This window comes from Merdibacter massiliensis (assembly GCF_900155395.1).
Lineage (GTDB): Bacteria > Bacillota_I > Bacilli_A > Erysipelotrichales > Erysipelotrichaceae > Merdibacter > Merdibacter massiliensis.
In genome coordinates, this window is the sequence record NZ_LT699725.1 from 44,156 (window position 1) to 64,826 (window position 20,671).

At 40.5% G+C, this 20,671-nt stretch carries 12 protein-coding genes and 1 riboswitch; all 12 genes read left to right on the forward strand.

The genetic code is table 11. The features are described from left to right. Positions 1 to 30: 30 nt before the first annotated feature. The 12 genes from lysA (at position 31) to BQ9859_RS05895 (ending at position 20,603) form a co-directional block, all read left to right on the forward strand. Positions 31 to 1,305: a diaminopimelate decarboxylase gene (gene lysA / locus BQ9859_RS05840; protein ID WP_075877312.1), complete on the forward strand. Its 1,275-nt coding sequence runs from the start codon at positions 31 to 33 to the stop codon at positions 1,303 to 1,305. Then, a complete protein-coding gene (gene dapF, locus BQ9859_RS05845) occupies positions 1,302 to 2,123 on the forward strand; it encodes a diaminopimelate epimerase (protein ID WP_083662704.1) in 822 nt (273 codons plus the stop codon). Before lysA ends, dapF begins: the two co-directional genes overlap by 4 nt. Beyond that, positions 2,110 to 2,997: a 4-hydroxy-tetrahydrodipicolinate synthase gene (gene dapA / locus BQ9859_RS05850; protein ID WP_075877313.1), complete on the forward strand. Its 888-nt coding sequence runs from the start codon at positions 2,110 to 2,112 to the stop codon at positions 2,995 to 2,997. The genes dapF and dapA overlap by 14 nt, the downstream gene beginning before the upstream one ends. Then, positions 2,985 to 3,698 carry a 4-hydroxy-tetrahydrodipicolinate reductase gene (gene dapB / locus BQ9859_RS05855; protein WP_075877314.1) on the forward strand — a complete coding sequence of 238 codons (714 nt, stop codon included), beginning with the start codon at positions 2,985 to 2,987 and terminating at the stop codon, positions 3,696 to 3,698. The genes dapA and dapB overlap by 13 nt, the downstream gene beginning before the upstream one ends. Further along, entirely contained in the window at positions 3,695 to 4,381 is a 687-nt protein-coding gene (gene dapD, locus BQ9859_RS05860; protein ID WP_075877315.1) for a 2,3,4,5-tetrahydropyridine-2,6-dicarboxylate N-acetyltransferase, read from the forward strand. Before dapB ends, dapD begins: the two co-directional genes overlap by 4 nt. A 79-nt stretch (positions 4,382 to 4,460) precedes the next feature. Continuing rightward, positions 4,461 to 4,562: riboswitch (purine riboswitch) on the forward strand. A 165-nt stretch (positions 4,563 to 4,727) separates the two neighbouring features. Next, a complete protein-coding gene (purE, locus tag BQ9859_RS05865) occupies positions 4,728 to 5,228 on the forward strand; it encodes a 5-(carboxyamino)imidazole ribonucleotide mutase (protein WP_075877316.1) in 501 nt (166 codons plus the stop codon). Positions 5,229 to 5,270: 42 nt separating this feature from the next. Next, positions 5,271 to 8,972, forward strand: coding sequence for a phosphoribosylformylglycinamidine synthase (locus tag BQ9859_RS05870; protein ID WP_075877317.1), 3,702 nt, complete (start codon positions 5,271 to 5,273; stop codon positions 8,970 to 8,972). An 11-nt stretch (positions 8,973 to 8,983) separates the two neighbouring features. Beyond that, entirely contained in the window at positions 8,984 to 10,015 is a 1,032-nt protein-coding gene (purM, locus tag BQ9859_RS05875; RefSeq protein WP_075877318.1) for a phosphoribosylformylglycinamidine cyclo-ligase, read from the forward strand. Continuing rightward, complete coding sequence (gene purN, locus BQ9859_RS05880; RefSeq protein ID WP_075877319.1) at positions 10,009 to 10,596, forward strand: phosphoribosylglycinamide formyltransferase; 588 nt, start codon at positions 10,009 to 10,011, stop codon at positions 10,594 to 10,596. Before purM ends, purN begins: the two co-directional genes overlap by 7 nt. Next, a complete protein-coding gene (gene purH / locus BQ9859_RS05885) occupies positions 10,593 to 12,125 on the forward strand; it encodes a bifunctional phosphoribosylaminoimidazolecarboxamide formyltransferase/IMP cyclohydrolase (protein WP_075877320.1) in 1,533 nt (510 codons plus the stop codon). The genes purN and purH overlap by 4 nt, the downstream gene beginning before the upstream one ends. 108 nt (positions 12,126 to 12,233) lie before the next feature. Further along, positions 12,234 to 14,087 carry a tRNA uridine-5-carboxymethylaminomethyl(34) synthesis enzyme MnmG gene (mnmG, locus tag BQ9859_RS05890; RefSeq protein ID WP_075877321.1) on the forward strand — a complete coding sequence of 618 codons (1,854 nt, stop codon included), beginning with the start codon at positions 12,234 to 12,236 and terminating at the stop codon, positions 14,085 to 14,087. A 324-nt stretch (positions 14,088 to 14,411) separates the two neighbouring features. Beyond that, entirely contained in the window at positions 14,412 to 20,603 is a 6,192-nt protein-coding gene (locus tag BQ9859_RS05895) for a beta-N-acetylglucosaminidase domain-containing protein (RefSeq protein ID WP_075877322.1), read from the forward strand. Positions 20,604 to 20,671 lie beyond the last annotated feature (68 nt).

The following is a 20,671-nucleotide window of genomic DNA, read 5'->3' on the forward strand; positions in this document are numbered from 1 at the left end:
TTGTCGACCGTTTTTTAGGAGGATCGCAAAATGGAAGATATGTTGCAGATACAAGGTGTCACTGTAAAAGAATTGGCAGATACATATGGAACACCGTTATACATATATGATCAAAATGCATTGGAAGAAAAAATGGAAGAATATGTTCGATATTTCCAAAGCAGTGCATTTGAAACAGAAGTGTTATATGCATCAAAGGCATTTTGCATACAGGAAGTCGTGCGTCTGGCAAAGAAACATCATTTGAGTCTGGATGTCGTTTCCGGTGGAGAATTATACACTGCTTTACAGGCAGGGTTTGATCCGCAAAAAATTCATTTTCATGGAAATAATAAATCTATGCAGGAAATTCAAGAAGCTTTGCAGGCAAAAGTGGGAACTTTGATCGTCGATAATGTCATGGAAGGAGAATATCTTTGTTCCATCATGAAGGATCAAGCATATGATGTACATGTATTGATTCGGGTAAATCCAGGTGTAGAGGCACATACACATGAATATATCGTCACAGCACATGATGACAGCAAATTTGGTATTTCCATTCATGAGAAAGAGCAGCTGGCACAGCTGATTGCTTTATTTCAAAAAACAGATCATATCCTATTTGATGGCTTTCATGCACATATCGGTTCTCAGATCTTTGAGCCGCAGGCGTTTGAAACAGAAGTGGAAGTAATGGGTCAATTTCTTTGGGACATGCAGCAGACCTATGGAATAGAAACAAAATGTTTAGATGTAGGCGGTGGATTTGCTGTTCATTATACATCAGATGATGCACCAATTCCGATACCGACCGTTGCACAAACGATCTTGCGTGCCTGTGAAAAACAAAAAACAAAATATCATTTGCCGTTAGAAAAAATATTGATCGAACCAGGAAGGAGCATCGTTGCAGAAGCCGGCATGACATTGTATACTGTTGGTTTTCAAAAACAAACACCGCATCGACATTATGTTTTTGTGGATGGAGGTATGAGCGACAATATACGGCCTGCTTTGTATCAGGCAAAATATCGATGTGCGATTGCCAATCGAATGAATGAGCAAAAAAAGATCCCTACCTGTGTGGCCGGCAAGTGTTGCGAGTCGGGTGATGTATTGATCGAAGAAGCGGATCTGCCGGAAACAAAACCGGGAGATTTGTTGATTGTCTATACGACAGGAGCATATGGATTCAGCATGGCAAGCGAATACAATCGTTTATGCCGGCCGGCAGTGGTCTTCGTTAAAGATGGAAAAAGCCACTGTGTAGTAAAACGTGAGACTTATCAAGATTTATTGAGAGGAGAGTGTACGTTTGAATGAAAATTCCAGTTGCAAAATATCATGGATGCGGCAATGATTTTGTAATTGCACGCTATCAGGATGTAAAAGACATAGATCTTGAAGAACTGGCAATCAAAGCGTGCGACCGTCATACAGGCATCGGTGCAGACGGGATGATCATTGTTCAAGAAGATCCTTTAGAGATGATCTTTTATAATCAAGATGGAAGCCGTGCACCGATGTGCGGGAATGGCATCCGCTGTTTCAGTGCTTATTGTACAGATGAAAAAATTGTAGAAAAAGATAAGTTTACAGTCAGCACCTTAGCAGGAAATCAGGAAGTTGAAATAATCGATCATCAGCCGTTTTTTGTTCGAATCGATATGGGGACAGCGAAAGATGATCTGAACCTCATTGGCATACAGCAGCCGATTTGGGGAAAGGAAATACCATTATCTCCACAGGAAAAGATCAAGATCTACAGTTTATTCATGGGGACGATCCATACGGTGGTCTTTGTCGAACAGCAATCCATCGACATGGAGCGAGTAGGAAAGATGATTTGTGAACATCCTTACTTTCAGTATCAAACAAATGTAAACTTTGTTACGATCTTAAATGAACAAGAAATGCGCATGCGTACTTATGAAAGAGGTTGTGGAATGACTTTGGCATGTGGAACAGGAGCGTGTGCTTCTTTGGTCTGTGCAAATCGATTAAATAAAATGGGGAACCATGCAAAAGTGCTTCTGCCAAAGGGAGAACTTTTGTTGTCAATAGAAACAAATGGTCATGTGATGATGAGCGGACCAGCAATCCGTATCATGAAAGGAGAGTATGAATATGAAGCCAATTAAAGGAAGTATCGTAGCGTTGATCACACCGTTTCATGAAGATGGGAGCGTGAACTTTGAAAAATTAAAAGAACTGTTAGATTGGCACATTGCTCATTCAACAGATGGAATTCTTGTTCTGGGAACTACTGGAGAAAGCAGCACGATGACGCATGAGGAAGATGATGCTGTTGCTCAGCTGACGATTGATTATGTCAATCACTGTGTTCCGGTCATCGTTGGTGCAGGCAGTAACTGTACACAGACTGCTGTAGAAAAAGCAAAGCGTTATGCTGATATGGGAGCAGATGCATTGTTGATGATCTCTCCATATTATAACAAAGCAAACAAAAATGGTATGATCCAGCACTTTGTGCAGGTTGCTGATCAAGTCAGTGCACCGATCATTCTGTATAATGTTCCTGGCAGAACAGGTTGCAGCATCAGTGAGGATGTAGTTGCACAGCTCAGCAAACATCCAAATATCTGTGGTATCAAGGAAGCCAGCGGCAGTATTTCTTTTGCAGCGCGTATCGCGCGTTATGTAAATGATGATTTTGCCATGTACAGCGGCAATGATGATATGATTACCAGTATGTTATCGTTAGGAGCCAGCGGCGTGATCAGCGTGCTTGCGAATGTCGTTCCTGAACAGACACATGAGATTGTGGCCAGCTGGCATAGAGGAGACGTGGTTGCCAGCAAAGAAGGACAATTAAAATATCTGGATTTGATTGAGGCGTTGTTCTGTGAAGTGAACCCGATCCCGGTCAAAGCTGCTATGAATTTAATGGGAATGCAGGTAGGAGGATATCGCTATCCGCTTTGTGAAATGATGCCGGAAGATCATGCACATTTGAAAGAAGTAATGGAGAAGTATGGTTTATGCGAATCTTGATTGTAGGAACAGGAAGGATGGGTACTTTGTTTCGGCAAAGTGCCCAAGAACATCAGCATGAAGTAGTTGGATTTGTTGAACGAGCAGATGCATCTTCTTTTGAAGGAATCGAATGCGATGCAATTATTGATTTTTCACATCCGAATAATATTGCAGGTATTTGTACATATCTCAATGAGCATCCCAGCATCTTGATTTGCGGTACCACAGGCTTAACAGAAAAGGAAACCAAGATGTTGAAAGAAACTTCTAAGTGTTGTCCAATTTTTTATTCAGCAAACTATTCTTATGGCGTAGCAATTTTACGACGTTTGGTAGAAATTGCAACTCCATTGTTAGAGGAAGATTTTGATATGGAGATCGTAGAAACGCATCACAATCAAAAACAGGATGCGCCAAGTGGAACGGCAGCGATGCTGTTAGAAGCAATGGATCCTAAGCATGCGTATAAACGAGTATATCAACGTGAAGGATTTGTTGGAAAACGCGGAAAAGAGATTGGCGTTCATTCTCTTCGCGGGGGAACGATTGCAGGAGAACATACAGTCTTCTATTTTGGACAAGATGAAACGTTGAAATTGACACATACCGCAACGAGCCGCCAGATTTTTGTAAATGGGGCATGGAAAGCATTGCGTTATATGGAAAAGAAACCAAATGGATACTATACGATGAATGAATTGATTGGAGAGATTATATGAATGCACAAGAAATTATCAATTTTATACATGATGCAGAAAAAAAGACACCTGTAAAAGTGTATTATCAGGCAAAAGAAGAAATTGAATTTCCTCACTGCCATCAGTTTGGACAGGTCGTTTTTGGCGATTGGAAAGATATTGAACCTGTATTGGAAGCAAATAAAGAACAAATGATCGATGTGATCGTGGAAAATGACTGCCGCAACAGCGCTGTTCCTTTGTTGGATATGAAAGCAGTTCATGCCCGCATAGAGCCGGGGGCTATCATTCGCGATCAAGTAGAAATCGGAGATAATGCGGTGATCATGATGGGGGCCATCATCAATATCGGTGCCGTGATTGGAGAAGGAACAATGATCGATATGGGTGCTGTCTTAGGAGGAAGAGCGACAGTTGGAAAGAATTGCCATATTGGTGCCGGTGCCGTTCTTGCCGGTGTTGTTGAGCCGGCCAGTGCAACGCCGGTAGTTATTGAAGATGATGTGCTTGTCGGTGCGAATGCCGTGGTCATTGAAGGCGTGCATGTAGGAAAAGGTGCAGTTGTAGCAGCTGGTGCAGTGGTCATTGAAGATGTTCCGGCTAATACGGTTGTAGCCGGCACCCCTGCCCGTGTGATCAAAGCAAAAGATGAGAAAGCAACACAGAAGACAGCTCTGATCGCAGCTTTAAGATCCTTAGAATAGACGTCAAGAAAAGGGATATTGTAATTATTTCCTGGGAAAATATAAAAAAATCTTGATATCAAGACAAATCTCATGTATTATATTCACAGACAGTTATGCTTGTATATCAGCCGAGATATGGTCGGCAAGTTTCTACCCCGCTGCCGTAAATAGTGGGACTACAAGTAAACGTACACTCTTTCATGGGACGTGTGTTTGCTTGTGCGGCATACGTCTTTTATATTTTTATAGGAGGGTTTACTTATGGTCTTAAGTAGATGCGCTATATTAATATCAAATTTTGATTGTTTTTATCATGCATGTTTTACATTGTAGACATGCATTTTATTTTTGAGGAGGAGAAAAAATGAGCGAGAAAAAACAACCACAAGTTTGCATCGTTATGGGATCTACATCCGATCTGCCAACGATGGAAGCAGCCATTGACATGTTGAAAGAATTTGAGATTCCTTATGTCGTACGTGTACTGAGTGCCCATCGTACACCGAATGAAACGTTAAAACTAGCAGAAGAAGCAAAGGAAAATGGGATTCGTGTATTTATTGCCGGGGCTGGTGGTGCCGCTCATTTAGCTGGCGTGATCGCTAGTTCCACACCATTGCCGGTGATCGGTGTTCCGATGCAGACAAGTGCATTGGGGGGATTGGATTCATTGTTATCCATCGTTCAGATGCCAGGAGGTATTCCGGTCGCAACAACAGCAATTGGAAAAGCAGGTGCGAAAAATGCGGCAATCTTAGCTGCACAAATGATCGGATTGGCCGATCCGGATATGATGAGAAAAGTAGAAGAATTTAAAAAAGCACAGGCTGAAAAAGTCTTGGCAAACTCATACTTAGATCTTTAAAAAGAAAGGAGAACGAAAAGCAGGGCTTTTCGAAAGAAGCAAATGGATACTCGCATTTTTGTAAAGAAAAGAGAAGCATATCGTGTAGAAGCAGATTCTTTATATCATGATCTAAAGACGAACCTTAATCTTTCCACATTGCAGGGGGTTGTTCTTTACAATACGTATGATGTTTTTCATGCAGATGCACGAGATATTGAATTATTGAAGAAAAAAGTATTGTCAGAAGTTGTGACTGATGATGTGTATGATCAGGTTGATTTGGAAGGCAAGACGTATATTGCTTATGAATGTTTACCTGGTCAATATGATCAGCGTGCAGACAGCGCACAACAATGTTTGATGTTATTAAATAATAAAAGCGATGTCATCATCAAAAGCGGTCATATTGTGATATTAGAGGGTACACTGAATAATGAACAGATCGATGCAGTGAAACATTATTTGATCAATCCGGTAGAAATGTGTGAAAAGGATTTGAGCATCTTGGTCAATGAAGAAGATGTTACGATCGAACCGGTGCCGACGATTCACGGATTTATCAATTATGATGAGGCACAGTTGCAGGCACTTCGTGAAAAAGAAGGTTTGGCAATGACATTAGCTGATATCCAGCATGTACAGCGCTATTTCAAAGAAGAAGAAAAACGCGATTTGACAATGACAGAACTGAAAGTACTGGATACTTACTGGTCAGATCATTGCCGTCATACAACGTTTGAGACGATCCTGCAAAATGTAAAAATTGAAGCAGGTGCCTTGCAAGAAACGATTCAAAAAGCATATGATACCTATTTACAGTTGCGTGAAGAAGTTCATGGCAATCGTAAAGTCATGACATTGATGGATATTGCGACCATTGGCGGTAAAGCATTGCGCAAGCGAGGAAAACTAGAGGATCTGGAAGTGAGCGATGAGATCAATGCTTGTTCTATTGAAATCAAAGTAGATGTAGATGGTGAAGAACAAGATTGGCTGTTGATGTTCAAAAATGAGACACACAACCATCCAACAGAGATCGAACCATTTGGTGGTGCAAGTACATGTATCGGCGGTGCGATTCGTGATCCGCTTTCTGGCCGTAGTTATGTTTATCAGGCAATGCGCATCACAGGTGCAGGAGATATAACGAAAGATCTGAGCGAGACATTAGAACACAAGCTGCCGCAAAGCCGCATTTCCAAAGGTGCTGCACAAGGATACTCCTCTTATGGAAACCAGATTGGTTTAGCTACGACCTATGTCAAAGAGATCTTTGATGAAGGCTATGTAGCAAAACGTATGGAAGTAGGTGCCGTTGTCGGAGCAGCGCCTAAGGCAAATGTAAAAAGAGAAAAACCACAGCCAGGCGATATCGTCGTTTTGATTGGAGGCGCAACAGGCCGTGATGGTGTCGGCGGTGCAACGGGTTCTTCAAAAGAACATAATGACACATCACTGACAAAGTGCTCTTCGGAGGTTCAAAAAGGAAATGCACCGATCGAACGTAAATTGCAGCGCTTGTTCCGCAATCCGAAAGCAACGAAACTGATCAAGAAGGCCAATGATTTTGGCGCCGGAGGTGTCAGCGTTGCTGTTGGGGAACTGGCAGACGGGCTGCGCATCGATCTGGATCAAGTGCCTGTAAAATATGCGGGACTCAGCGGAACGGAGCTGGCCATTTCTGAATCGCAGGAACGTATGGCTGTCTTGATCGAAGCGAAAGATTTTGAAGAATTTAAACAATATGCCTATGAAGAAAATTTAGATGCATGTATCGTTGCGCAGGTGAGTGAAGAACCGCGTTTGGTCATGACATTCCAGGGGAAAGAAATTGTCAATATGTCGCGTGCCTTCTTGGATACAAACGGCGTACGAGGTGTACAAGATGTATGCATCAGCGAAGGTGAAGTAGAAAAAGATCCGTTTGTTCTGCAAACATCGACGATCTTAGATAACTTGCGTAAAGAAAATGTAGCCAGTCAAATTGGATTAGCGGAAATGTTTGATGCTTCTATTGGCAAATCTACGGTATTGATGCCATTTGGCGGAAAGTACCAGTTAACAGAAACAGAAGGTTCTGTTCAAAAATTACCAGTCTTCGGCTTTACCAATACTTGCTCGATCATGACGCATGGCTTCCATCCAGAAATTGCTCGTTTCTCGCCTTATTTAGGAGCTAGCTATTCTGTTGTCGAGGCTTTGGCCCGTGTAACTGCATTAGGCGGCGATTATCGTACATGCCGCTTAAGCAATCAGGAATATTTTGAACGTTTGCATGAAGATCCTAAAAAATGGGGAAAACCAATGCAGGCTTTGTTAGGCTTGGTTGAAGCGCAATTGGCTTTTGAAACACCGTCGATTGGCGGAAAGGATTCTATGTCCGGTACTTTTAATAACATTCATGTACCGCCGACCATGATCACTTTTGCGGTAACAACTGAAAAAACACAAAATATCATCTCTCCTGAATTTAAAAAAGCCGGTAATTATATTTATGTGATCCGTCATCATGCTAATCCGGACCATACTCCAAATTATGATGAATTAAAGACAAATTTCGACAAAGTTCGTCAGGCAATTCGAAATGGCAGCATCGTTTCTGCCGCAACAGTGAAGTTTGGCGGAATCGCAGAAGCTGTGTGCAAAATGGCATTTGGCAATAAGATCGGCGCTGCGATCAAGAGCGATCATTCGCTGTATGATTTAGAGATCGGCAGCATTGTAGTAGAAGCAAAAGAAACGATCTTGGATGATGCATTTGAATTATTAGGCATCACGACACAGGAAGCACAGCTTGTCTTTAATGAAGAACAGGCATCCATTGAAGAGGCGATCCATGCATGGTGTGAGCGCTATGATGCGATTTATCCAATGGCAGTGGATCAAGATGGAACAAAGATCGAAACGCCGCTATATGAAACAAAAGAACAGCTGCAGCCGAAACAGTATTATGAACATCCTAAAGTCATCATTCCAGTATTCCCGGGACAGAATTGTGAGTACGATACAGCACAGCAATTTATTCGCGCGGGAGCAGAAGTAGAAACATATGTATTCAATAACCTGAATGTAGAAAGCATTGAGAGAAGCTTGAAAGAGCTGAGTGAAAAAATAGCTTCTGCTCAGATCTTGATGGTCGTGGGCGGATTCTCTAGCGGTGATGAACCGGATGGCAGCGGCAAATTTATTGCAAATGTATTGAGCAATCCGCAAGTAAATGCGGCAGTTCAAACATTATTGGCAAATGATGGATTGATCTTAGGTATCTGCAATGGCTTCCAGGCGCTGATCAAATCGGGATTGTTGCCGTATGGTGATATCACAAAATTAAATAGTGATTCTCCTACCTTGTTCCGTAATAATATCAATCGCCATGTTTCGCACATTGCGAAAACGCGCATTGCGTCGAATAAATCTCCATGGTTATCCAGTTTTGTTCCTGGGGAATGTCACAGTATTGCTATGAGCCATGGAGAGGGTAAGTTTGTCGTTAGTGAAGAAGTCGCAAAACAATTATTTGCGAACGGACAGGTGGCGACGCAATATGTCGATCAAGACGGTGATCCAACAATGAATGGTGTCTACAACATCAATGGTTCTACTTATGCAATCGAAGGAATTACTTCTCTCGATGGTCGTATCTTAGGAAAAATGGGTCACAGCGAACGCTATGAAGAAGGATTGTTTAAAAATATCGATGGAAATAAAGAGCAGAATATCTTTGTAAATGGTGTAAATTATTTCCGTCAGAAGAAAAAATAAGGAGGTTCACGATGAGTGATAAATATAGAGAAGCCGGCGTTGATCTAGAAGCGGGTTACGAATCTGTCCGCCGAATCAAGAGTCATGTGGCGCGTACGAAAACAATGGGTGCGATCGATTCGATCGGGGCTTTCGGTGGTATGTTCGATCTTTCAAAATATGGTCTGAAAGAACCGGTGCTGGTGAGCGGAACAGACGGCGTTGGAACTAAATTGATGATAGCTTTTGATGCAAATAAACATGATACGATCGGTATTGATGCCGTCGCAATGTGCGTCAATGATGTTCTGGTACAAGGCGCTGCACCGATCTTCTTCCTCGACTATATTGCCGTAGGAAAAAATCACCCGGAAGTGATCGAACAGATCGTAAAAGGTGTCGCAGATGGCTGTGTCCAGGCGGAATGTGCACTGATTGGCGGTGAAACAGCAGAAATGCCGGATATGTATGATATACATCATTATGATATTGCTGGTTTTTGCGTAGGTGCCGTAGATAAGTGCAACTTGCTGGACGGACAAAAAATTGAAGCCGGAAATGTTTTGATCGGTTTGCCGAGCTCCGGCTGTCATTCCAATGGTTTTTCGCTGATTCGAAAAGTTCTGTTGAAAGATGCGGGTTTGGATCTGCATCAGACATATCCAGAATTCAATGGAAAAACATTAGGTGAAGAATTGTTGACACCAACAAAAATTTATGTCAAAGCAATCAAACATTTGTTAGGAAAAGTAGATATCAAAGGAATGAGCCATATTACCGGCGGGGGTTTCTACGAGAACGTTCCTCGTATGTTGAAAGAAGGACAGGGTGTCACAATTGATCTAAATAGTTATCCTTCTAAACCGATCTTTGATCTGATTGCAAAAACAGGAAATATCGAAAAGAAAGAAATGTGCAATGTATTTAACATGGGCATCGGTTTCATCTTGGCAGTAGATCAAGCGGATGTAAAAAAAGTACAGGAATTATTAGCTGAAGTGAATGAGCCATCTTATGTCATTGGAGAAGTGACTGCTTCAGGAAGTGTGGATCTGAAATGGTAAAGATCGCAATCTTCGCTTCCGGAAGCGGAACTAATTTTGAAAATCTTGTTCATTGCATGCAGGAAGGGAGTCTATCCAATTGTACGTGTGAATTATTGGTCGTAGATAAGGCAAATGCAAAAGCATTGGAGCGTGCAGAGCGATTGCACGTAGAGGCAATTTATGTAAATCCAAAAGAATATCCTGATAAACAAGCGTATGAACAAGAAATACGCCGGCATTTAGAAGAGAAGGGCGTAGAGCTGATTGTATTAGCTGGATACATGCGTTTTATTGGAGAAGAGCTGTTGAATCATTATCCAAGACGAATCATCAACATTCATCCGGCATATTTGCCGAACTTTCCAGGAGCGCATGGAATACAAGATGCATATGAAGCAAAGGCTGCTTATACAGGAGTGACGGTTCATTATGTAGATGAAGGAATTGATACAGGTGAAATCATAATGCAAGAAAAGATCATGATCGATCCTGCATGGACTTTAAGCGAGTTAGAATCACATGTGCATGCCTTGGAATATATTCTGTTTCCTAAGGCGGTCGCTAAGATATGTGAACAAATAGAGGAGGAGAGAGCATGAAAAGAGCATTGATCAGTGTTTCTGACAAGAGCGGACTGGTTGCATTCGCAAAAGGATTAAAGGATCTGGGATATGAGATCATTTCAACAGGCGGTACACGTAAGGCATTAGAGGTTGCCGGTATCGAAACTATCTCCATTTCTGATGTTACTGGTTTTCCAGAAATCATGGATGGACGTGTAAAGACACTGCATCCAAAAGTACATGGTGCTTTACTGGGCGTTCGCGACAATGAAAGTCATATGGCGCAATTGAAAGAATTGGGCATTGACTTGATTGATCTGGTTTGTGTCAATTTATATCCATTCAAGGAAACTGTTCATAAACCAGGGGTAACACATGAAGAAGTCATTGAGAATATCGATATCGGCGGACCAAGCATGTTGCGCAGTGCATCAAAAAACTATGCATCCATTCCGGTACTTTGCGATCCAAAGGATTATGAAAAAGTATTAAAAGAATTACAAGAAAATGGTGAAACAAGTTTAGATACACGGGAGCATCTGGCTGCTAAAGTATTCCGTCATACAGCACGTTATGATGCGATGATCGCTGAATATCTGACGGCACGTACAGGAGAGAAATATCCAGAAAGCTTTACAATTACATATGATAAAGTGCAGGATCTTCGTTATGGAGAAAACCCACATCAAAGTGCGGCATTTTATAAAAATATGCATCCGCAATACTCTTTAGCAAATGCAACGCAACTGCATGGAAAAGAATTATCTTATAACAACATCCAAGATGGAAATGCAGCTATTGAAATCTTAAAAGATTTTGAAGGACAGCCGGCTGCTGTTGGTGTTAAACATATGAATCCATGCGGAATTGGTATTGGCAAGACAATTGAAGAAGCATGGGATAAGGCATACGAAGCAGATCCTGTATCGATTTTTGGCGGTATCGTTGCTTTGAATGCGCCTGTGAATATGGCCATTGCAGAAAAACTGTCCAAGATCTTTTTGGAAATCATCATTGCACCGGATTTTGCACAGGATGCTTTTGAACTGTTGTCAAAGAAGAAAAATATCCGTTTGATGAAACTCGATACATCTTTGGAACCAGATGCAAAATACAAAGTAACAAATGTATTAGATGGACTGCTGGTACAAGATATGGATACAAAACAGATCACAGCAGAGGATCTGCGTTGTGTGACAAACCGCAAACCGACACAGGAAGAAATCGAACAGCTGTTATTTGCTTGGAAAGTGGTCAAACATGTAAAATCCAATGCGATCGTCTTAGTAAAAGACAACATGACAATTGGTGTTGGCGCAGGACAGATGAACCGTGTAGGTGCAGCGAAGATCGCAATCGAACAGGCTGGCGAAAAGGCAAAAGGCTCAGTTATGTCCTCTGATGCCTTCTTCCCAATGCCGGATACAGTAGAAGAGGCAGTCAAAGCAGGAGTTACAGCTATCATTCAGCCGGGAGGGTCTATTAAGGATCAGCTGTCTATTGATGTCTGCAACGAATATGGTATTGCCATGGTCTATACAGGGGTACGCCACTTTAAACATTAATAGAAATGTATTATAATAATATGCAGAAATAGAGGGGATCGATGAAATCTCCTCTTTCGCTTTTTGCACTTCGCATTTATAATAGTATGGGAAAAGTTAGGTGATTACATGATCGATGTGATAGTCATTGGCGGAGGACATGCTGGAATTGAAGCAGCTCTTGCTTGTGCGAGAATGAAAAAAGAAACAGTGTTATTTACACTGCATATCAATATGATTGCGACAATGCCTTGCAATCCGAGCGTTGGTGGTCCTGCTAAAGGAATCGTGGTGCGGGAGATCGATGCCCTTGGCGGTGAAATGGGACGTGCAGCGGATGCAACAGCTTTGCAGTTTAAGATGTTAAATACGACAAAAGGCCCTGGTGTACAGAGCTTGCGTGTACAAAGCGATAAGATCGCATATAAAAAATATATGCAGGATGTTGTGCTGCACCAAGAACATTTAACGGTACGAGAAGCTTGTGTAGAACGTATCGTTGCGGAAAATGGAATGATCAAAGGTGTACTATTGCAAGACGGCAGCATGGTCGAATCAAAGATCGTGATTGTTACAAGCGGTACCTTCATGGCTTCTTCCATCTTGGTTGGCCATACGTCTACACCAGGAGGCCCGGATGGAGAACCGACTACACCTCATTTGTCACAAAGTTTACGTGATTTAGGGCTGCGCACATTTCGCTTAAAAACAGGAACCCCTGCTCGTATCTTGACAAGTTCTATTGATTTCTCAAAGGCGGAAGTGCAGCCAGGTACGAATGAATTTGTTTGTTTCAGTGAAGATACGACGTATATTCCACCTTTTGAAGAACAAGAGGTTTGTTACTTGACATATACGACGCCCAAAACGCATGAGATCATTCAAAAGAATTTACAGGAATCTGCCATGTATTCCGGATTGGTCAAAGGAGTCGGTCCACGTTATTGCCCAAGCATTGAAGATAAATTAGTGCGATTTGCGGATAAACCGCGGCATCAGATTTTTTTGGAACCGGAAAGCCGTTCATTAGATACGACATATATACAAGGATTTTCTACTTCTATGCCGCACGATGTACAAGAGCAGATGTTAAGAAGTCTGCCGGGACTGGAAAATTGCGTGATCAAAAAATATGCATATGCCATTGAATATGATGCAATCGATCCTTTGCAATGCAAACCAAGCCTTGAGAATAAAGTTATCGAAAACTTATTCACAGCCGGGCAGGTCAATGGAACCAGCGGTTATGAAGAAGCTGCAGCTCAAGGATTGATGGCCGGTATCAATGCCTCGCTGAAGTTGGAGGGAAAAGAACCGCTTGTATTGCATCGCGATGAAGCTTATATAGGCGTCATGATCGATGATCTGGTGACAAAAGGAACAAAAGAACCTTATCGTTTATTGACATCTCGCGCAGAATACCGCTTATTGTTACGCCATGATAATGCAGATGTACGCTTGACACAATATGGATATGATATTGGTCTGATTCCAGAACCTCGCTATCAAAATTTTTTGCAGAAGGAGCAAGCCGTACGCCAAGGTATGGAAGAGCTGAAAGAAATCCGCTTTACGCCGAAATCAGAGGTAAATGCATATCTGGAGCAGATTGGATATGAACCGCTCAAAGAGGGAATCAGTGCTTTTGAGTTGTTGCGCCGACCGAAAGTAACGTTACAAGGATTGTATCCTTATACGAACATAGATATGGTTGAAAAAGTACAAAGACAAATTGAAATTGAAATCAAATATGAGGGATACATTGCGAAAGCAAGACGTGATGCCCGTCATTTGCATGCCATGGACAAGATGCGCATTCCAAAGAATTTAGATTATGCTACAATGGAACATTTATCATTGGAGGCAAGACAAAAATTAGCACAAATTCAACCTGAAACATTGGGACAAGCTTCTCGTATCTCTGGAGTCAATCCAGCAGATATAGCTGTTTTGGCAATGGTGATCCAAGAAAAAAAAGAATAAATAACATGGAGATGATTTTCACTTATCATCTCTTTTTTTAGAATAAATTGTTGAAAAAAAGCATAATGATGTAAAATAATACATGTTTTAAGTTAAATATTCTACATTTATTATAAAAACCAACTTTATTTATATTTTTTAGTAAAATATTTGTACATTTTAACAGTTACGTTCTTTTTTATGAAAGCGCTTGTGAATGTAACCGGTGTCATGCATAATCAAAGAGCATGTGTTTTATGGAATTTATTACCAAATGCTGTTCATATATAATTCGAAATATGTTGGTAAAAAATTCTACCCTGTCATGCCTAGTAGGAGGAAAAAATGGAAAAGACTAGACAACAACATGCTTGGACCCGTATGTTTTCATTCGCCTTAGCCTTGTTAATGACGGTAAGCGCCGTAATGGGAACTGCATTGCCAAGCAAAGCGGCAGAGTTGCCAGAGTATGAAATTTATCCGCATCCGCAAACGATAGAATATGGGGATGCATCTTATATCATTCAAAAAGAAGTAAATATCGTGTATGAGAATACGATCGATAAAGAAACCAAAGCGCGATTAGAAGAAACTTTGGCGTTAAAAGGAAACATCAACAGCAGTGTTTCAGAACAATTGGACAAAAATAAAACAAATATCTTGGTTGGTATTTATGGTTCTAATGGCTATGTTGATCAATATGTCAAAAACCATAGTAAAATTAACACACCCGATTTATTCAAAAAAACGGATGCCTATCTGTTGAGTAATCAAGATGGTGTCATAACGATCCTGGGAAAAGACAGTGATGCTTGTTTTTATGGTCTGACAACTTTTTATCATGTACTAAAACAATTAGACAGCTACACTATTCGTAACTTTCATATCGAAGATTGGGCAGATGTTGTCAGCCGCGGATTCATTGAAGGTTATTACGGTAATCCCTGGTCAACCAATGATCGTATCAATTTAATGAAATGGGCGGGTTATTATAAGTTGAATTCCTATATTTATGCGCCTAAAAATGATCCAAAACATAATGAACAATGGCGTCAGATGTATTCAGAGGATGAATTGAAAAAAATGATCATTCCGTTATCTGAAGCTGGACAAAAATCGAAATGCCGATTTGTATATGCTTTGCATCCGTTCATGTATAATCCAATTAAATTTGGCAGTGATGAACAATATGAAAAAGATCTGCAGATAGTAAAAGATAAATTTACGCAGGTCATTGAGAAAGGCGGTGTTCGTCAAATTGCAATCTTGGCAGATGATGCAAATAATGTTGGTGGTCAAAATTATGTTCGATTCTTAAAGGATATGGTCAATTGGTTGGAAACCATGAAAGAAAAATATCCAGATCTGAAAATGACTCTTCCGTTTTGTACACAAGAATACATGTACGGCGGTCAGGATTACTATCGCGATTTCCCGCAGAATGTGCAGATCGTCATGACGGGTGGAAAAATTTGGGGAGAAGTAAGCGATGGTTTTACAAATTCATTTGCTAAAAAAACAGGAAGAGGTCCTTATTTATGGATCAATTGGCCTTGCAGTGATAATTCTAAGAAACATTTGATCATGGGCGGATATGATACTTTCCTGCATCCAAATGTAAATCCAGAAAATATACAGGGAATTGTATTAAATCCGATGCAGCAGTCGGAACCAAGCAAAGTGGCTATCTTTGGAAATGCATGTTATGCATGGAATATCTGGAAAGACAAAGCCACTGCAAACAAGGCATGGGAAGATTCTTTTAAATACGTTGATCATAATTCCGCAATTGAAAACGAAGCATCAGCTGCTTTACGTGAACTGTCCAAACATATGATCAATCAAAATATGGATGATCGAGTAACTAAATTGCAGGAATCAGTGGAACTGGCTGAAAAGATCAATACATTTAAAGATAAGCTGAATAATGGAACATTGCAGATAGAAGATATTTCAAAAATGATGCAAGAGTTTGAAACATTGCAAAATGCAGCCGAAGTTTACCGTGCACAAGCGGACGACGAGAATCTGCGAGATCAGATCAAGTATTGGCTGGATTGCTGGAAAGACACCAATACAGCAGCAATCGCATATCTAAATGGCATCAAAGCAGTTTTAGAAGAAGATACAACTTCTGTCTATCAATACAGCAATGAAGCAAAAACAGCTTGGAATGCTTCCAAGAATCATCCTTTCCTGTATGTAAATCATAATGAGTATGCTGAAGTAGGTGTACAGCATATTGTGCCTTTCATCAATACGATGGATACCTATCTTTCCAAAAAAGTACAGGAGATTTCTGATCCAACGATCATTACAAGTACTTATATCAGTAATGCATTTACAAGACCATCTTCAGGTTCAACTGAAGCAATTTTCGACGGTAAGGATCAAACCTCTGTCCAATTCAAAGAACCTAATTATCCAAAAGCGAATGATTATTTTGGCGTAAAATACAATCGTGCTATCGATGTCAAGACCATTCGTGTGGTGATGGGTGAAGGAAAAAATCATTTGCAATATAGCAAACTGCAGTATCTGCCAAAAGATACAGATGAAAAGAATGGCTGGAAAGATGTCAACAACAAAACATACACTTTCGGAAATGGATCCTCTGCAGTGATCGAAGAACAAGATCTGAATTTAAAAGATGTAGCAGCACTTCGTCTGGTTGCAACAAAAGCAAATGAATTTGACAGCTGGGTTTCGATTGCCTCTTTTGATGTAAATAAAAAAGAGAATAAACAAGAGCAGTACGATGTAAGCAGTGTTTCGATCGAAAATGCGAATGCTGTACAGAATACAGATACGGCAAAGGTAACCGACAATAATGAGAAAACAGAACTCTGGCTAAAAGGAACTGGAGATTTCATACCTGCAGATGCAGCCGTCGTATTGGATTTAGGGAAAAATCAAGAGATTGGTGCAGTATCTGTTGTGCAGGATGTGAATCGGGCAAATGGCACAGATATCTTAGATAAAGCAGTTGTTGAGGTAAAACAGGATGGGAGTGCTGAATGGAAAGAGTTTGCCGCGCTGAAAAAAGCAAATAAACAAACGGTAGCCGGTATTGCGACAGCGCGGTACGTGCGTGTTCGTAATTTGGAAAGGAAGGATGTCTGGTGGAGACTTGGTGAGATTGCCGTATATCCAACAAATAAAAATGCTCCATTAACGTTAAGTGCTAAAGCTGTCAATACACAGATCGGAAAGAATGGAGCAGTCAATGATAACAGCAAAAATAACAAATATGATTATATTGTTGATGGAAATGAAAGTACGTTAGCCTGGCTTGCTGGAAATGGAAATACGGATATTTATGCTAATCAAGGTGTACAAATTGACTTCAATAAAGAAACTGCATTAAAAGAAATTGCTATTTTGCAAGGAAGCGGAGATCGTGTGTCTTCGTTGAAAATCGAGTATGCGGAAGCTGGACAATGGAAAGAATTGACCACGGTCAGCGATGCAGGAACTAGAGTCAAAGTGGATGGCAAAGGTACAATGACGAATGCAATTCGTTTGTTGAATACGGAGGCTGATACAAATCATTGGTGGCAGTTGTATGAAGTAAAGATCAAAGAACAAGCACAAAGAGATGCCCAAAACGTATTCTCCAATGTACAAAAACATAATTTTGATGCGGCAATCGAAGAGGAGCAGGCTGATCTTTCCACTGGAAATATCACATTGAAACCAAACGAATATATTGGCATTGATTTAAAAGAAATTAAGAAAATAGCGTCAGTCGAAAAAGAATTGACTGGAAATGGAATTGTCTTAGAATGGTCAAATAATGGAAAGATTTGGGAAAATGATAAAACGATCAATGGAAAAACTGCTCGCTATGTCCGTTTGCGCAATTCTTCACAAGTTTCTGTTGATACCAATGTGAAAAAGTTCATCGTCCATTTGGAATCTATTGGAGAAATTGGAGAACTGATCTCTTCTGATATTTCAATTATCAAAGATTGGGGAGACAGCAGAAATAACGGAAAAGCATTTGACAATGATATCAATACACAAACCAAGTTTGGCGGCTCTCCAAAAAAAGGAAATACGATCGTATATAGCTTTGGACGTGAAATCGATGTAAGATCTTTACGTATTTATACATCAGACGGTACGACGGACTATATCAGAGATGCAAAAGTACAGCTTTCAATGAATGGACTGAAATGGGAAGATGCTTTTGAAATCGGTGACGGTGTAAAAGATACAAGCGAACAGGCAAATAAAAATATGGTATCATCCGGTACAGGCAATGTCGATACAAATTATCCAAATATCCGATATTATGGAAAAGATGACATCAATCAAAAAGCAAAATTTATGCGTCTATTGATTACTGCAGATTATCCGAACCGTGCACTGATCATCAATGAAGTCATGATCAATGGAGGTGAATATATCTCTCCTGAATCGAACATGGCTTTCATGGGAACGATGGAAGAACGAGGACATATTCCTAGCAAGATGCTGGATGGCAACTTTACATCTACTTATCTTCCTTCAGCAAAAAACGGTTCTATGACTTACCAGATTTCTGATGGATCTGCTGTTCGCAGTATTCGAATCATTCAAAATGGGAATCCGAGCAATGCCCTGGTAAAGGCAACTGCCTATAATGAAAAAACAGGAAAAGAAGAAGTCATGACACTCGGTCATCTAACACAGGCATTAAATGAGTTCAAGATCGGTGATGGACTTGTCTTGTTGAGTATTGAGATTTCGTGGGGTGAGCAGCTTCCAGAAATCGCTGAAATATTGTTGTTAGAGAAAGAGGCATCTTTGGCAGAAAAATCTGCATTGAATGATTTGCTCATGGCTAGACCGGCAGAGTATGATCAATGGACTTCCGCATCGAAACAAAAATATGATGGTTTGGTAAAAGTGGCAGAAGTTCTAAAAGAAGATGCAGCAGTGTCACAACTGACAGTAGATAACATGATGGAAAGTTTGAAGAAGGCTCGCTCGCAGGCAAAAATGAAAGCAGCTCCAGCCGATATTGAAAATTTGATGGAAGCGGTGAAGAATCAGCTGCCTCAAGATGTTTATACAACAAATACATATGCATCCTATGCAAATTGTCTGAAGAAAATCGAGCTTGCATTAAAAGATAAGGAGAATCTTTCACAGGATGAGGCAAACCAATTATTAGAAAAAATCAAACAGGCGAAATCATCACTTGCATACTCTATCCGCAACAGAGAGTTAGCAGAGTTGGAGTTATATTCCTTTGCATTGTTAGAACCAAACAATTATACTGTGGCATCTTATCAAAAATTAGCAGAAGCGAAGAAATTGACAGAAGAAAAAATTGCGGCAGATAAAGATGCTGCATCTATTCAGGACCGCATCGATCCTGCTACGTTCCTGCAGCTTAGAGAGACCTATAAAAAAGATATGGAAGATCTGGTCGATACAACCGCTTTACGTACAGAAGTGGAAACAAAAGTTGATGATTCGTTATATACACCGGAAAGTGTTGCGGCATATACTGCTGTGTTAGAAGAAAGCAGATCTTTATTCCAAAATGGAACAAAAGAGGAGATTGCAAAAGCAATTGCTCAATTGCAGGAGAAACGTGAACAATTGGTTCTTTTGACAGACATCCAATTACATGAATTATTACAGAAGGCACAAGCATTGGAGAAAGAAAAATATACGTCAGAATCTTATGATGCATTGATGCATGTCGTGGATGAAGCAAAGAAACCAGGAATGAATCAAGAAGAGTATATCGCCAAATTGGATACAGCGATGAAAGCATTAGTGAATGTCGAGGCTTTAAAGACAAAAGCAGATGAAACCAGAAAGCTGGATCCAAAACAATATACGGTTGCTTCTTATCAAACAGTAGAAGCCTTGCTGAAACAAGCTGACATGCTTTTACGATCCGGCCAGCCGCAGGAGATACTAGAATGGATCGATTCTATGAATGTCTCTATTCAAAAACTGGAATTACGTTCCCAAGATCTAGAAAAATATCGTGCTGATATTGTATGGAAAGAACAAGGAAATTACACAGATGGCTCTTACCAGCTATACAAAGATGCTTATTCCGCTCTTATGCAGGCAGATCCAGCAAATACGAGTGTGAAACTGTTTGAACAATTAAAAAGTGATTTTGAAAATGCTGAGCTTGCTTTAACGATCAATGATCAAAGCAAAACCGTAAATAAGCAGAAACTGTATGAACAATTAAAACTCTTTGACGGTTATCAATCAAAAGCATATACCGATCAAAGTTGGGCTGTATTTAAAAAAGCATATGATCATGCTTCCAATGTTTATATGGATGTAAATGCTGCACAGACAGAAGTTGATCTGGCAACGCTGGCTTTAGAAAAAGCAGGCAATGCATTGCAAAATAGAGAGACGGGACAGCAGGCAGATCACGAGCAGGAACAAACAAAGTTGCCTATGGTAAACACTGCTGCAGCGACTTTACCGGTTGGGGCAGCGGCAGGAGTTTTCCTGTTCTCGCTTCTTGGAGTAGTTGCATTAAATAAAAGAAAACAACATCACAAATAATCGTGAAAAAAGGTGCGTTTCATAGATACGCGCCTTTTCTTTCCAGCGAAGGAATTGTCTCCTTTTTT